Origin of the sequence: Streptomyces sp. NPDC007808 (assembly GCF_042868655.1) — a bacterium.
In the GTDB taxonomy this organism is placed as follows: Bacteria; Actinomycetota; Actinomycetes; order Streptomycetales; family Streptomycetaceae; genus Streptomyces.
Genome location: NZ_JBIAEQ010000011.1, coordinates 119,523 through 133,877 on the forward strand (window position 1 = coordinate 119,523; position 14,355 = coordinate 133,877).

The 14,355-nt window shown below is 72.5% G+C and carries 9 protein-coding genes; 5 read left to right on the forward strand and 4 right to left on the reverse strand.

Going from position 1 to position 14,355, the window contains the following annotated elements:
• Nucleotides 1-84: 84 nt before the first annotated feature.
• The 3 genes from ACFYNL_RS35450 to ACFYNL_RS35460 all read right to left on the reverse strand — a co-directional run bounded on the left by ACFYNL_RS35450 (nt 85) and on the right by ACFYNL_RS35460 (nt 3,908).
• On the reverse strand, nt 85-1,155 hold the full coding sequence (locus tag ACFYNL_RS35450; protein ID WP_388811143.1) for an ABC transporter ATP-binding protein: 1,071 nt from the start codon (nt 1,153-1,155) through the stop codon (nt 85-87).
• On the reverse strand, nt 1,152-2,750 hold the full coding sequence (locus ACFYNL_RS35455; RefSeq protein ID WP_388811147.1) for an ABC transporter permease: 1,599 nt from the start codon (nt 2,748-2,750) through the stop codon (nt 1,152-1,154). The genes ACFYNL_RS35450 and ACFYNL_RS35455 overlap by 4 nt, the downstream gene beginning before the upstream one ends.
• Before the next feature lie 111 nt (nt 2,751-2,861).
• Nucleotides 2,862-3,908 carry an iron ABC transporter substrate-binding protein gene (locus tag ACFYNL_RS35460; RefSeq protein ID WP_388811150.1) on the reverse strand — a complete coding sequence of 349 codons (1,047 nt, stop codon included), beginning with the start codon at nt 3,906-3,908 and terminating at the stop codon, nt 2,862-2,864.
• A 274-nt stretch (nt 3,909-4,182) separates the two neighbouring features.
• Here ACFYNL_RS35460 and ACFYNL_RS35465 point away from each other — a divergent pair, with 274 nt between their 5' ends.
• Entirely contained in the window at nt 4,183-6,858 is a 2,676-nt protein-coding gene (locus tag ACFYNL_RS35465; RefSeq protein WP_388811152.1) for an AMP-binding protein, read from the forward strand.
• Here the strand turns inward: ACFYNL_RS35465 and ACFYNL_RS35470 are convergent.
• Nucleotides 6,779-7,495 carry a bleomycin resistance protein gene (locus tag ACFYNL_RS35470; protein WP_388811155.1) on the reverse strand — a complete coding sequence of 239 codons (717 nt, stop codon included), beginning with the start codon at nt 7,493-7,495 and terminating at the stop codon, nt 6,779-6,781. The two genes, ACFYNL_RS35465 and ACFYNL_RS35470, sit on opposite strands and share 80 nt — an antisense overlap.
• Nucleotides 7,496-7,701: 206 nt before the next feature.
• Here ACFYNL_RS35470 and ACFYNL_RS35475 point away from each other — a divergent pair, with 206 nt between their 5' ends.
• From ACFYNL_RS35475 to ACFYNL_RS35490, 4 genes are all read left to right on the forward strand, one after another.
• Nucleotides 7,702-8,463 carry a Crp/Fnr family transcriptional regulator gene (locus ACFYNL_RS35475; protein WP_388811158.1) on the forward strand — a complete coding sequence of 254 codons (762 nt, stop codon included), beginning with the start codon at nt 7,702-7,704 and terminating at the stop codon, nt 8,461-8,463.
• 212 nt (nt 8,464-8,675) lie between these two features.
• The gene (locus tag ACFYNL_RS35480) at nt 8,676-9,839 is read left to right on the forward strand and encodes a hypothetical protein (protein ID WP_388811160.1); all 1,164 of its coding nucleotides are present in this window, start codon (nt 8,676-8,678) and stop codon (nt 9,837-9,839) included.
• The gene (locus ACFYNL_RS35485) at nt 9,824-10,639 is read left to right on the forward strand and encodes a hypothetical protein (protein ID WP_388811162.1); all 816 of its coding nucleotides are present in this window, start codon (nt 9,824-9,826) and stop codon (nt 10,637-10,639) included. The genes ACFYNL_RS35480 and ACFYNL_RS35485 overlap by 16 nt, the downstream gene beginning before the upstream one ends.
• Nucleotides 10,636-14,352, forward strand: a complete 3,717-nt coding sequence (locus ACFYNL_RS35490) for a CHAT domain-containing protein (RefSeq protein ID WP_388811164.1) — start codon at nt 10,636-10,638, stop codon at nt 14,350-14,352. Before ACFYNL_RS35485 ends, ACFYNL_RS35490 begins: the two co-directional genes overlap by 4 nt.
• Nucleotides 14,353-14,355: the final 3 nt, after the last annotated feature.

The window sequence follows — 14,355 nt, forward strand, 5'->3', positions numbered from 1 at the left end:
CCGGCGTTCGTGGGAGCACGGAGCGGCGCGGTGAGACCGGCGGGCCGGCCGCCGACGACGAGACGGAGTCGCCGGCGGCAGCGGCTACGGGTGCAGTGTCGCCTCGCCGGTCACCCGGATCGCGGCCTCCTGGCCGGGGCCGACCCGCAGGGGGCCCACCACGCGAACGTCGACCGGCTCGTCGAGGCCTTGGACGGTGACGGTCACCTTCGCGTCGTGGCCGTAGTAGAACACGTCCGTGACGGTGCCCCGCACGGCCTCCTCCGCGTCCGGGGACGTCAGGTGCAGTTGCTCGGGGCGCAGTACGACGGTGCCCGTGCTCCGGTCGCGGCACGGCGCCGCCAGTGCCACGGTTCCCAGCGGTGTGGTGGCGGTGCTGCTGTCGCCGCCCACCTTCCCGGGCACCAGTACCGCGTCGCCGACGAACCCGGCGACCCAGGGGTCGGCAGGGCGGCGGTAGAGGTCCTGAGGGGTGTCGCACTGGGCGATGCGGCCCTGCCGTACGACGGCGACGAGGTCGGCGGTGGACAGGGCTTCCTGTTGGTCATGGGTGACCAGCAGGGCCGTGGCACCGGTCGCGCGCAGCGCGGCGCGCACGTCGGCGCGGACCCCGGCGCGCAGCGCGCTGTCGAGCGCGTTGAACGGTTCGTCGAGGAGGACGAGCGCGGGGCGGGGCGCCAGGGCGCGGGCCAGGGCGATGCGCTGCTGTTGCCCGCCGGACAGCTCGTGCGGCATCCGCTCGCCGTATCCGGCGAGTCCCACCAGGTCGAGCATGTCCTGCGTCCTGCGGCGGCGCTCGCCGCGGTCGAGTCCGGTCAGGCCGAAGGCCACGTTGCGGGCCACGCTCAGGTGCGGGAAGAGGGCGCCTTCCTGCGGCACGATGCCGATGCGGCGTCGCTCCGGGGGCAGATGGACGGCGGGGCCCGCGAGGGTGCGGCCGTCGAGTGCGACCGTGCCCGCGTCGGCGCGCAGGAACCCGGCGAGGATACGGAGCAGGGTGGTCTTCCCGCAGCCGGAGGGTCCGAGTACGGCGGCCAGCGCCCCGCCCGGCACGGCGAGGTCCACGCCCTGCAGAACGGGTGCTTCGGGACCGTACGCCTTGGTGAGTCGCTCGATGCGGAGTTCGTTGGGGTGCTCGTGGGGGTGCTCGTTCATGTGCGGTGCCTGCCCAGGAGGTAGGAGGGGACGGCGGCCAGGAGGATCAGGGCCACGGCGTAGGGGGCGGCGGCCGCGAACGAGCCCGCTCCGGTCTCGGTCCACAGCCGGGTGGCCAGGGTGTCCATGCCGGTGGGGCGCAGCAGCAGCGTGGCGGGCAGTTCCTTCATGCAGACCACGAAGGTGAGCGCGGCGCCGGCCGCCACGCCCGGCGCGGCCAGCGGCACGGTCACCTCGCGCAGCACCCGCAAGGGGGAGCGGCCCAGCGAACGGGCCACGTCCTCCAGCACGGGGGGCGCCTGCAGTACGGCGGCGCGGGTCGCCGCGACCGCGACGGGCAGGAACAGCACGGCGTAGGCGCAGATCAGCAGGGGGAGTTGCTGGTAGAGCGGATAGGCGTAGCGCACCGCGAAGAAGACGAGGGAGAGCGCGACGGTGATGCCGGGCAACGCGTGTCCGGCGTAGGCGGCCTGTTCCAGCAGCCCGGCCCCCCGGCCCCGGTACCGTGCGGCGATCACCCCGACGGGCAGCGCCAGCAGCGTGGTGAGAGCGGCTCCCGCGGCGGCGACGCCGAGCGTGGCCCAGGCGGCCTCCGCGAGCGCCCCGAGGTCCCAGGTCGCCGAGTTGCCGACGGCCAGCCAGTAGCCGAGGGTGCCGAGCGGGAAGACCACGGAGGCGGCCACCGACGCAGTGCACCAGGCGAGGGCGGGGATCCGCCAGCGTCCCAGGGGCACAGGGACGGCCGGGCGGGCGGTTCCGCCGCCGGTCCTGGCATGGCCCGCGCGCCCCCGGGTGCGTGCCTCGGCGGCGACCAGTGCCACCGTCATCACCACCAGCACGACGCTGAGGGCGGCTGCCGGGGTGCGGTCGAACGAGGCGCGGTAGGAGGTGTGGATGGCCCGGGTGAACGTGTCGTAGCGCATCAGTGAGACGGCGCCGAAGTCGGACAGCACGTACAGCGCGACGAGCAGCGCCCCGCCCGCGGCGGCCGGACGCAGTTGGGGGAGCGTCACCCGCAGGAAGGTGCGCATCGGCCCGTGTCCGAGGGAGCGCGCCGCCTCCTCCTGCGCCGGGTCGATACCGCGCAGCGCGGCGGCGACCGGCAGTTGGACGTAGGGGAAGCTGACGAGGGTCAGGGCGAGCGCGGCTCCCGCGAATCCGGCGGTCCCCGGTGCGGCGGCCAGCCACGCGAACGCGGCCACGTAACTGGGCACGGCGAGCGGCAGGGTGACCAGTACCGACCAGGCGCGAGCCCCGGGCAGGGCGGTGCGTACGGTCAGCCAGGCCAGGGAGACGCCGAGCACCAGGCACGCTGCCACGACGACGGCCGTCAGGCCGAGGCTGCGGGTGAGGAGTTGAAGGGTGCGTTCGTCGGCGACGACGTCCCAAGCGTAGCGCGGCCCGCGTTCGAGGGCGCGGACCGCGAGGTAGCCGAGGGGCAGCAGGGCGAACACGGCGGCGACGCAGGCGGGCACGAGCAGCACCCACGGGGCTCTGCGCCCGGCGGGCGGTGCCCCGCGCGTCGTACGGACGGGCCGGCGCCCGGCGGGAGCGGGGGCTCCGGCCGGGCGGCCTCCGGATGCCGGTGCGGTCACGTCGGTCTCACGGTTTCCGTCGGTCTCACGGTTTCCGTCGGTCTCACGTCGTCGTCCGTCTCATGTTTCCGTTTGCCTGAAGGTCCTCGGATTTCCGTTTGCCTGGGGTCCTCAGACCAGCCCGACGTCCTGGAGCATGGCCAGCGTCTCCTGGAGGGATTCGAGCTTGCCCAGGTCGATGTCCGGGGACTGCAGGGAGTCGAACGGCGGCAGGCCCTCGACGTCGCTGGTGACACCGGCGGCCAGCGGGTACTCCTTCGTCTTGTCGGCGAAGTAGGTCTGCGCCTCCTTCGACAGCAGGTAGTCGACGGCCTTCTGGGCGGTCGCGGCCTGCTCGCTGTCCTTGAGGATGCCGACGCCCGCGACGTTGATGAGCGCGCCGGGGTCCTTGCCGGGCAGGAAGTGGAGCTTGGCGCCGACCTTGTCCTCGCCCTTCTCGGCGACGCGCTCGTACCAGTAGTAGTGGTTGACCAGGCCCAGGGAGACCTCGCCGGACTCGACGGCGTCCAGGGTGGCGAGGTTGTTCGTGTACACCTTGCCGTTGGCCTTCAGGCCCTGGAGCCACTCGCGGGTGGCCTCGTCACCGTCCAGGACGCGCATGCCGGTGACGAACGCCTGGAAGGAGGCGTTGGTGGGCGCGAAGCCGACCTTGCCCTTCCACTCGGGCTTCACCACGTCGTGCACGCTGTCGGGGACCTTCGCCTCGGCGACCTGGTCCGGGTTGTACGCGATGACGCGCACCCGCCCCGACAGGCCCACCCAGTCGCCCGCCCCGCCACGGTAGGCCTCGTCCACCTCGTTCAGACTCGACTGCGGCAGCTTCGCCAGCATGCCCTCCTTGGACAGGGCGCCGAGCGCACCGGCGTCCTGCGAGAAGAACAGACCGGCCTTGGTGCGGTCGCCCTCCTCTAGGATCTGCGCGGCCAGTTCGGCACTGTCGCCGTAGCGCACCTCGACCTCGGTCCCGACGGCCTTCTCCAGCTTGTCGAGGATCGGCTTGACCAGCTTCTCGTTGCGCCCGGAGTAGATGACGAGGGCGGAGTCGCCGCCGCCCGCGGAGCCGCCCTTGTCGTCGCCGGAGCCGCAGGCGGCAAGGACGGGCAGGAGCAGGCCGGACGCGACGAGCGCGGTGATCCGGCGAGCCGAGGGGCGTCGCATGTGGTGTGCCTTCCTGAGTGGCTCGCCGTACGCCGCGGATCGCGTCGTCGTGTCAGCGAGCGGCGAAGCGATGCTTTCAAGCCAACTGTGAACATGCTATGAATAAGGTAAAGCTTGCCTAACCGTCAAGGGCTTGTGCTACTCGCGGACGCTGCCGCAGAAAGGTGACGCGCCCGTGATCGACCCCTTTCGCCCTCTGTCGGCCCCACTTTCCGTGCCGAAAGCGCGCTGCCGCCCGGGTCCGAACCCACAACCGCCCGTGCGGTCGCGCGGGGTGCCGTTCGCTCGCCACCTCTCCTCCTTCGGTGACCGCACCGCTTTGATCACGCCATCGGGCGAGGTGACCTACCGCGCGCTCGCCGAGCGCGTGGCCGCCACCGCCGAACGCCTCGGCCCCGCACGCCGCCTCGTCCTTCTGGCGGGCGCCAACCGGGCCGACGCCCTGGTCGTTTACCTGGCGGCCCTCGCCTGCGGCCACCCCGTGCTGCTCGTGCCCGGCGACAGTGCCGGCACCATCGAAGCCCTGACCGCCGCGTACGACCCGGACGTCGTCGCGCGCCCGGACAAGCACGGCGGCTGGAACCTCGACGAACGGCGCCGAAGGAGCGCCCACGACCTGCACCCCGATCTCGCGCTGCTGTTGAGCACCTCGGGTTCGACCGGCTCACCCAAACTGGTCCGGCTCTCGCACGACAACCTCCAGGCCAACGCCGAGTCGATCGCCACCTACCTCGGCATCGGCGACGCCGACCGCGCGGCCACCACCCTGCCCATGCACTACTGCTACGGCCTGTCCGTCATCCACAGCCACCTGCTGCGCGGGGCCGGACTGATCCTCACCGAGCGGTCGGTGGCCGACGCCGCCTTCTGGGAGGAGTTCCGCGCCGCCCGCGGCACGTCGCTGGCGGGGGTGCCGTACACCTTCGACCTGCTCGACCGGGTCGGCTTCGCACAGATGCGACTGCCCCACCTGCGCTACGTCACCCAGGCCGGAGGCCGTCTGGCCCCCGAACGGGTCGCGCGATTCGCCGAGTCGGGCCGGCGTTCCGGCTGGCAGCTGTTCGTGATGTACGGACAGACCGAGGCGACGGCCCGCATGGCCTATCTGCCCCCCGAGCTCGCGCCCGAGCGCCCGGGGGCCGTGGGCGTCGCGATCCCCGGCGGTTCGTTCCGGCTCCAGCCGGTGGACGGCATGGACGCGCCCGACACCGGTGAGCTGGTCTACTCGGGCCCCAACGTCATGCTCGGATACGCCGAGACCCCGGCGGATCTCGCCCTCGGCCGCACCGTGGAGGAACTGCACACCGGCGACATCGCCCGGCGCGCCCCCGACGGACTGTACGAGATCGTGGGCCGCCGCAGCCGGTTCATCAAGGTCCTCGGCCTGCGCATAGACCCGCACCGCGTCGAGTCGATCCTGGAGGGGCACGGCATACCGGCCGCCTGCGCGGGCGATGACGACGCGTTGGCTGTCCTCGCGGCCCGCACCGCGGGCACCGACGCACCGTCGATCCGGCGTCTGGTGACCGACGCGTGCGGTCTGCCGCCGCACTCCATACACGTCCGGCTGGTGCCCGAACTGCCGCGGCTCGCCTCGGGCAAGACCGACTACGAGGCCGTACGACGACTGGCCCGCGAGCCGCGGACGCCGACGCCGGGCCCCGGGGACGGCGACGACCTCTGCGCCCTCTACGCCGAGATCCTCGACCGGACCGACGTCACCGAGGACAGCAGCTTCGTGAGCCTGGGCGGCGATTCGCTCTCGTACGTGGAGATGTCGCTGCGGCTGGAAGAGGCACTGGGCGTGCTGCCCGCCGACTGGCACACCACTCCGATCCGCCGGCTGCGCGGCCCGCGTACGCCGGAGCGCACACCGGAGGCCACCCCACGGCGCGGGCTGCGCCGCAACCTGGAGACGGGAATCGCCCTACGGGCGATCGGCATCGTCCTCGTCGTCGGCTCGCACATCCCCGTCTTCCTCGTCCAAGGCGGCGCCCATGTCCTCCTCGGTGTCGCCGGGTACAACTTCGCGCGCTTCCACCTCTCCGCCGCAGAGCGCGGGCAGCGCCTGCGGAGGATGGCGCGAAGCGTCGCGCGCATCGCCGTCCCCAGCATGGTGTGGATCGCCTTCGCGCTGCTGCTGACCGGCGAGTACGACCTGGCCAACGTCGTCCTGGCCAACAGCCTCTTCGAGCAGGACAACTCGGACCCGGAGTGGCGTTACTGGTTCGTCGAGGCGCTGGTGTACTTCCTGGCCGGGCTGGCCGTTGTGCTGACCATCCCCGCGTTGGACCGGGCGGAGCGGCACAACCCGTTCGGCTTCGCACTGGCGCTGGTCGCCCTGGGGCTGGTCGGGCGCTACGACCCGTGGGGCCTCGCACACGTCCGCACGCATCTGAGTCCCACCGTGGTCTTCTTCCTGTTCGCGCTGGGCTGGGCGGCCGCACGGGCGCGTACGACGGGACAGCGGCTGCTGCTCACCGCCGTCACGCTCGTCAGCGTGCCGGGCCTGTTCCCCGGGGAGCAGACCCTGCGGACGTCGATCGTCGTGGGCGGGCTCGCGCTGCTGCTCTGGGTTCCGGCACTGCCCAGCATCGATCCGGTCAACCGGCTCGCGGGTGTCCTGGCGGGCAGCTCGTTGTACATCTACCTGACGCATTTCCACGTCTACCCCTACCTGCGGGACCACTCGCCGGTGGCGGCCCTGCTGGTCTCCTTGGTCTTCGGCGTGGCGTACGGAGCGGCGTCCACCCGTCTGACGCGCACGCTCGCGCCGAGGTTCCAGGCCCTCATGAGGTCCGCCGCGCAGGGTGCGCCACTCGCCCCCGGGCCGGTGCGTGCCGACGACGGCCGGCCGTACGGAAGCCGAGTCAGCCCGAACCGTCCTGGACCAGCAGCTCGTCGAGCCGCGTCAGGTCGTCGCGGACCGAGTCCCGTTCCTCGGCCGTGAGATGGATCGCGGTGGCCTTCGACAGTGCGGAGGCCGCTGTCTCCTCGTCACCGAGGCGCCTGGCGACGTCCGCACGCAGCACCAGCAGGCGCAGCGACTGCGCGGGCGTGGGCCGCTCGTCGGTGAGTCGCAGTACTCGGTCGAGGACTTTTGCGGCGGCCGCGGGATCGTCGCGGGAGTCCGCGAACAGTGCGACGTGGTGCAGGGCCCGGGAGAAGGTCTCCTTGGGCGCGGGCCGGTGGTGCAGGTCCTCGCTGATCGGCCGGCCGACGCGGATGCAGTTGCCGCCCGGGTCGGTCATGAGGAACTGGCGCATGCCGTGCGACGCGTCCCGCAGTGCCCCGATGCGGGGCAATCCACGGTTCGGAACCCTCCCGTACCGGGATTTGAGGCCGGCGGTGAAGGCCTCGTGCAGTGCGTCGACGTCGTCGGCGAGGACGTAGCAGGTGCTGTAGGACTGGGCCGGGTCGTACGTCTTCATCCCGAAGAACTGCAGCTCGATGCCGCCCCGAGCGACCACCGCGTAGGGATTCGGGCTCGTCTGCCGGAAGGTCACCTCGAATCCGAGGGCGGTGTAGAAGTCGAGGACGGGCTGGATGGTCCGGCAGGGCAGGATCGGGATCGTCTTCTCGCTCATACGGCGACTCTAGTCAAACTTGACTAGGTGCGGGAAGTGCTTGCGGTGATCGTCTTCCGGCTGAACGGGATGGTCGGTATCGGTCGATGTCGCGACTATGTCGAGAGAGAATCGCGCTACTTCATACGTAAGTTCACACCTTGCATCGAATGTCCCTGCGCGTGGATAGGTTTTGCGCAGGCTGGGCGTCTGCGAGGGGGGACGGTGTGCTCGATGCGCGGGAACAGGGACGGGGGCGACAGCCGGGGATTCGCCCGGCACATACCGCCTACCCGCGAGGCACCCTGCTGTGGGAGCTGAGCGGCCTGGCCGGCACGGACCCGGCGTCCGCCGACCACGCGCGGTCGGCCCTGTTGCGGGCCGGTACCGCGCGCAGCTACGAGGCCGGCGAGATCATGCTGCTCGAAGGCGCCACCGACACGTTCGTGCTCGTGCTGCTGAACGGCTTCACCAAAGTGACGACGACCGATGACCAGGACACGACCGCCCTGGTGGACATCCGTGCCGCCGGTGACGTCATGGGGGAGACCGCGGCCTTCGACAACGAGCCCCGCTCGGCCACGGTCAGGGCGGCCGAGCGGGTGTCCGTCCGACGGATATCGCAGGACGAGTGGCTGGCCTGGTTGGCCCGGTACCAGGCGGCCGGACTGGCCGTCAGCCGCAGCCTCGCCCATCGCAGCCGTACCGCGGTCCGTCGCCGCACCCAGTTCACGCGCGGTCCCGTCATCGCGCGCCTGTGTCGCGCCGTACTGGATCTGACGGAGCAGTACGGGACCCGGACACCGGGCGGCCTGTCGGTCAGGCCCGGCCTGACCCACGCCGAATGGGGCGAGTTCATCGGAGCGCGGGAACGGCGGGTGCAGCACGCGCTGCAGGAGCTGAGGGCCGCCCAAGCCGTCAGCTACGGACGCTGCCGCCTCACCGTCCACTCGGTTCCCACGCTGCGGCAGATCGCCGCCACGCCCTGACCCGCGGGGCCCGTCGGCGTCCAGTCGGCGGGTGTGTGCGGCCGGAACGTTTCCTTGGCCGGCGGTTCGTCCGAACCCGCACTGCGACCGGTTCGGACGACCGACGGAACGCTTCACTACCGGAAGGGGTACGGGGGAGCGTCCCGCACGGTTCGCCGTACTCGCTCGTGCGACAGGCGAGACCACCAAGTGAAGCCAATGCGAGGCACTGCATGCCGGCCATTCCCGTCACCGTCCTCGGCCCCGCCGAGTCCGGCAAGACCGTCTATCTCGCGAGCCTGTTCCGCAGACTCGCCATCCCACGACCGGACCTGGGATTCCACGTCCAGCTGCCACCGGAGCAGTCCACCAGGCTGAACCGCATCTACCAGCAGGTCACGAGCCCCGACGCCTGGCCGCTCCCGCAACGCCGCAACGAGATATCGGAGTGGGAGTTCACCTGCTCCGTGCGAACGGCGCGCAACGAGACCTACAGCCCGTTCTCCATCACCTACCTCGACTACTCCGGTGAGCACCTCACCGAACCGGACGGACGGGTGGAGACGGGCAACCGGGTCCTGAACCGGATCGAGCAGTCCGAGTTCCTCCTCGTCCTGCTGGACGGGGTCAAGGTGCTGCGGTTCCTGGACGGCGACCCGCGGCTGACGGAGGACCTCGTCGCGATCTTCAGCCACATGATGAAGAGCCAGGGCATCGTTCACTTCGTCATCACCAAGTGGGACGTCCTCGCGGCGGCGGGACACACCGTGCAGGCCGTCAAGGACAGCCTCCTTCGGCACCCGGACTTCAGGGACACGGTCGAGACCCTGCTGCGCTCCCCGACCGGTGCCACGGGAGTGCGCTTCATACCGGTCAGCTCGGTGGGCCTGGACTTCGCCGCCCTCGATCCCGACGGCGTGACGATGGTCAAGAAGGGCGGGTTCCCCGCACCGCTGAACGTGGAGATCCCGTTCATGGCCGTGCTGATGGACCTCTTCGAACGGCATCTCAAGGCGCTGGCGGAACAGGCCGGGCCCGGCACCCAGGAGATCGAGCGGCGCAGCCAGCGGCTCATGTGGGTGCGCATGGCCAAGGACAGGGTGCCGCTGGTACGGACGTTCCTGCGCGCGGCCGCTACTCGGTCACCCGTGATGCGGCTGGTGCAGGACCACATGGCCGAGGCCTTCCTGCAGTTCGTGGAGTCACAGGTGACCGCCTACGGCGACCGGGTCGAACAGGACATCACCCAGCTGCGGGACGGCATGCTGCGGGCCACGTCCGAGAAGGAGGCGCTCAACGGTCTGGTCGCACTGTTCCGCGCCAAGCTCGCCGAGTTCGAGGCCGAACACCCGGGCTCGCGGTTCATCGAGGGGGAATCGTCGTGGACGACGGCATGAAGCACTCCGCGCCCGTGCAGGTCTGGCCGTTCGCGCTCACTCGGTCCGTCAACACCGGTTTCCGGATCGTGGCCGCGCCGGACTTCCTCATGAACGGGGGCCGGTACTCCCTGCTCCACGACGTCACGGCCGGCGATCCCACCGATGACGCCGTCTACAGCCGCGAGTACCGAGGGCAGGGGCCCGAGGCGTTGTACCTGCTGTACCGGGTCGTTCACCTCAAGGCCCGCGACGTCGGCCTGGACGGCGAATACGCCATGAGCGGGCCCCGGCTCACACCGCTGGTCGAAGGGATCGTGTGCCGGACGCCCGCGGGGCCGTCGGCCACACAGGAACTCTTCGCCGAAGTCCATCGCCGCTGCAAGGCGGACGTACGAGCGTTCTTCGAGGCGGACACCACCGCCCATCCGGTGGCCCCCTTCCCGTCGTTCGACGCTCCGCAGACCGGTGAGACCGTCCGGGTCGTGGACCTCGACCCGTATGTCGCGGAGGACACCGCTTCGACGAAGGACCTCGACGAAGGGAGGACTTCGACGGCCCGCGCGGGCCGTCGAACACCGGGTGTCCGACGACTCGTCACAGCGGCCCTGTCCGCTGTCCTGTCGGCCCTCGGTCTGCGCACTGATCGACAAACTGGAACCGTTCCTGGAGACGGCGGACAAGGTCCTGTACGCCCTGAGCCGGCTCGCGGCAGCGGAGCGGGACTTCACGCGCCCAGCCGGACCCGGCGACTGGCGCGAGCCGCCGGAGCGGTCGTGCTGACCGTCCTGGTCGCCCTCGTCATCAGGAAGCTCAAGTGACCCACGAAGGCCGGCACACGGCGGACGGCATCCGGCTGCTCGTCCATCTCCTGATGACCGACCTGCGGGGCGTGGATCCCGCCGCCGTCAGGCCGCGACTGTGGGCCGAGCCCGTGCGCGGCTGGCTGACGGCGGGGGCCGCCCTCGCCGCGGGCGAGCCCAAGCGGGCGCTGGCCGCGCTGGACGACCCGGAACCCGAGGAGACGTACGACGACCTGGTGACGCGAACCCTGCGGACCGCGGCCACCGCCATGGACGTCAACTGGAGCCCCGGCGGCCCAGTCCCGTGGGCGCTGCCGCAGCGGGACGAGTCGGCCCTGCTGCACGCCTTGGACGGAACGCACGCCCGTCTCACCATCCTCGGCCAGGACCCCGGGCTGCGGCTCGCCGCCTTCCTCGCGGCCCGGTACCTTCCCGACCTGCTCGCCGCCCGTGCCGTCCTGGGGAGCGGGGAGATCCTCGACGCCCAGCCCCCCGAGGTCACCGCGGCCGTCGGAGGAGCCGCGGAAGTCGGTGAGGCCGTGCGGTGGTTCGACGAGGTGCCGCGGGAGATCGCCGAGGGCGGTCTCCCGGCCGCGGTCGCCTACCACCTGCTGATCGCGGGAGACGTACGGGCCCGGGCGGGGGACCGACGTGGCCGCGAGGCGCTGAGCGCTCAGGCCCTGCGGCTCGTGCCCCGGGACCCGGCCTTCGCCGCCATGGCATCCCTGCTGGCCGGCGACGCGGAACTCGGGGCGCCCGGCGCCGCGGAACGCTGTCTGCCGGTACCCGCCGCGCAAAGGACACTCGACCGTGCCGCGCGGCACTACACGGCGGCCGACACGCAGTTCCGGAAAGCCGGCGCGGACCGGGGCCGGGCAGCGGTCATGCTGCGCCTGGCCCATGTCGCCAGGCTCCGCCGCAAGCCCGCGGACCGCACCGCGTACGTCGACCGGGCACTGAGCCTGGCCGCGTCCGCCGGCGACCATGCGTGCGTGGCGCTGCTGAAGGCGCACCGCATGCTGGACGCCGTCGAGGACGGCCGGTCGCTGCCCGTCGGCGACGTGGCGGAGGTCCGCCGCTGGGCAACGACCGTGGGCAGCGGTTCCTGGCTCCGGGGCCTGGGCCACCTCGTCGCCGCCCGCGCCGAAGGCTGGACCCGGCAGGGTCACCTGGTCCTCGGGCGGGAGCTGGGTGCCCTGGCGCAGCGGCTCATGGAGCCGGTCGCAGCGCAGGACACGGCAGTGCCCGTGCCCGGCGCCGCCGGGGCGCCGGCCGGACCGGTGACGGGTTCCGTCGGGGGTTACCGCACAGCCCGTCACCGGTTGGCCTCCCTGGTCCTCGCGGACATCGAACTGCGCACCCGGGAACGGCAACTGGAGGACAGGTGCCGCATGGAGGCGGCCGACGGGCAGGCCACGGGCCCTGGCCCCGCGCCGTGGCGGATCACGGTGTCCCTGGCCAACGCCTGGCTGGCCGCGGCGGTCGCGGCCGAACTCCTCCTCGACGAGGCGGCGGGCCTGGGCGACCCGGATCTCGTCGCCACCACGCGGATGCGGCTCCAGCGGGTGATCCGCCTCGGGGAGCGTCTGCTGCGCGGGCAGGGCGGAGATCCGGCCGCGGCGCAGGCCGTGCGCGCCTCCCTGGAGGGAATGCGGGCCGGACTGCGTGCCACGCATGCCGTCGAGAAGCTGCACCGGCTGCGACGGCACAGGTCGGCAGGTCTGGCCGCCCCGGCGGCGCGTACCGCCAAGGAGGCCGAGGCGCTGATCGAGGACGGCGCACCACCCTCCCTCGCGCGCTGCGCGCTCCTGGTGGAGCTGGGCCGCCTGGAGGAGGCGCGGGCGGAGGCCGACGCACTGGAGACCCGGGGCGAACTCACGGCACTGCAGTCGGCGGCGCTCCGGTTGCGACTGCGACAGCCCGAACGGGCCGCGGAGGCGCAACGGCGCATCGGGACGGACGGTGCGGAACCGGAACACCCCTGGGACCGGCCGGCGATCGCGGCGGAGGCCTCGCTCGCGCTCGGCGAACCCCGGCGCGCCGCGCAGTGCGCCCTTGAGGCCGTCACCGCCTACGAGGAGCACCGGTCGCGGATGGGACGGGACACCCTGCGGGCGGCATCGGCCGACGACCCGGTGGTGGCCCGTGGCTACCACACCGCCGTACTCGCCCAATGGGAGTTGCCCGGCGGACAGGCCACCGCGTTCGCCACCGCCGAGCGCGCCAGGTCCGGGTTCCTCGACACCGTGCACTCCCTCGACAGCGCGGCCGGGCGGCCCGACGAGCGACGGGCGGTGCGGGGCTGGCTCCAGGCCGAGGCCCGCTGGGCCGCACGCTTCGAAGAGGCGGCCGACGTGCTGCGGGGCGAGGGGCACGCCGCGGCCGGGCATCCGCCCCCGCAGACGGCGGACGCGGCGGAGGCGGCGGACGCGGCGGAGGCGGGGGACACGGCGGACGAGCGGTGCGTGCAGCGCCGCCTCGCCGAGGCCGAACGGACCCTCGCCGCGGCCGAGGCCGAGGTGCGCCGGGTAGCCCCGCAGGCCCTCACCGCCCGGCGGGCGCTCGGCATGCTGCCCGACGCCGCCCTGACAGGCGCACTGCCACCGGACACCGTGATGCTCCAGTACCACCTCTTCGACCAGGACCTGGTCGGCTGGGCGGTGACCCGCGAAGGGCTGCTCGCCGACCGTCACCGGCGGTCGGCGGACGACCTGGTGGCGACGGCCCGCCGCTTCCACGCGGCCTGCGCGTCGGGCGGCGACGCAACCCCCTCGGGACGAGCGCTCTCCGACGCCCTGCTCGGTTTCTGCGCCCCGCTGCTGTCCCGCTACCGCACCATCGTGGTCGTCCCGCCCGCCCGCCTCGCCCTGGTGCCGTTCCACGCCCTGCCCATGGACGGTGCGGTCCTCGGCCTGACCCACGACGTCTCCTACCTGCCCGCCGTCTCCCTGCTCACCCGGCCCGGCTCCCGCTTGCCGGAGCCCGACTGGCGGGAGGCGACGGCGCTCCTGGTCGGCGCCCCCGCCACCGCTCCCGAACGCGCTCTGGCACATCTGCCGGGCACCGTGACGGAAGTCGCCACCATCGAACAGATGCTCCGTCACTGCCGGGTGCTCACCGGGCCGTACGCCGACCGGACGAGGGTCCTGCAACAGGCCGCGGGCTGCTCCGTACTGCACCTGGCGACGCACGGCGACGTCCGGGAACTGACCCCCTACCTCAGCCGCCTGGCGCTCGCCGGCCAGGACCACCTCGGCGTGGACGACCTGCTGAGCCCCGACCTCACCCCCGACCTCCTCGTGCTGTCCGCCTGCGACACCGGACGCGGCACCGCGACCGCCGGGGGCGATGTGCTCGGGCTGACCCGTACGGCCGTCATCAGCGGGGCCCGGCACGCGGTGGTGTCGCTCTGGCCGGTGGACGACATGACCGGATGCCTGGTGATCACGCGGATGTACCGGCATCTGACGTCGGCCGAACGCCCCCCGGTGGGTACCGCGCTCGCCCGCGCCCAGCGTGAGGTCCGGGCGGCCTCCCCCGACGAGCGGGAGGCGGAGTACACCCGACTCGCCGAGCGCGCCGGCCTGACCGCGGACCCCGCCGGCCCGCGGGTACGGGCCCGCGACAGCGGCCCGCGCCCGGCCGCGGCCACGACCGACCCGTACCACCCGTTCCACTGGGCGCCGTTCATCCACGTGGGCCCCAGCGGCGAACCCGCGGCAGAGAGGTGAGGA

Coding starts and splice junctions, on each gene's coding strand:
- ACFYNL_RS35450 (WP_388811143.1), bottom strand. CDS start 1,155: ATGAACGAGCACCCCCACGAGCACCCCAACGAACTCCGCATCGAGCGA.
- ACFYNL_RS35470 (WP_388811155.1), bottom strand. CDS start 7,495: ATGAGCGAGAAGACGATCCCGATCCTGCCCTGCCGGACCATCCAGCCC.
- ACFYNL_RS35460 (WP_388811150.1), bottom strand. CDS start 3,908: ATGCGACGCCCCTCGGCTCGCCGGATCACCGCGCTCGTCGCGTCCGGC.
- ACFYNL_RS35480 (WP_388811160.1), top strand. CDS start 8,676: ATGCCGGCCATTCCCGTCACCGTCCTCGGCCCCGCCGAGTCCGGCAAG.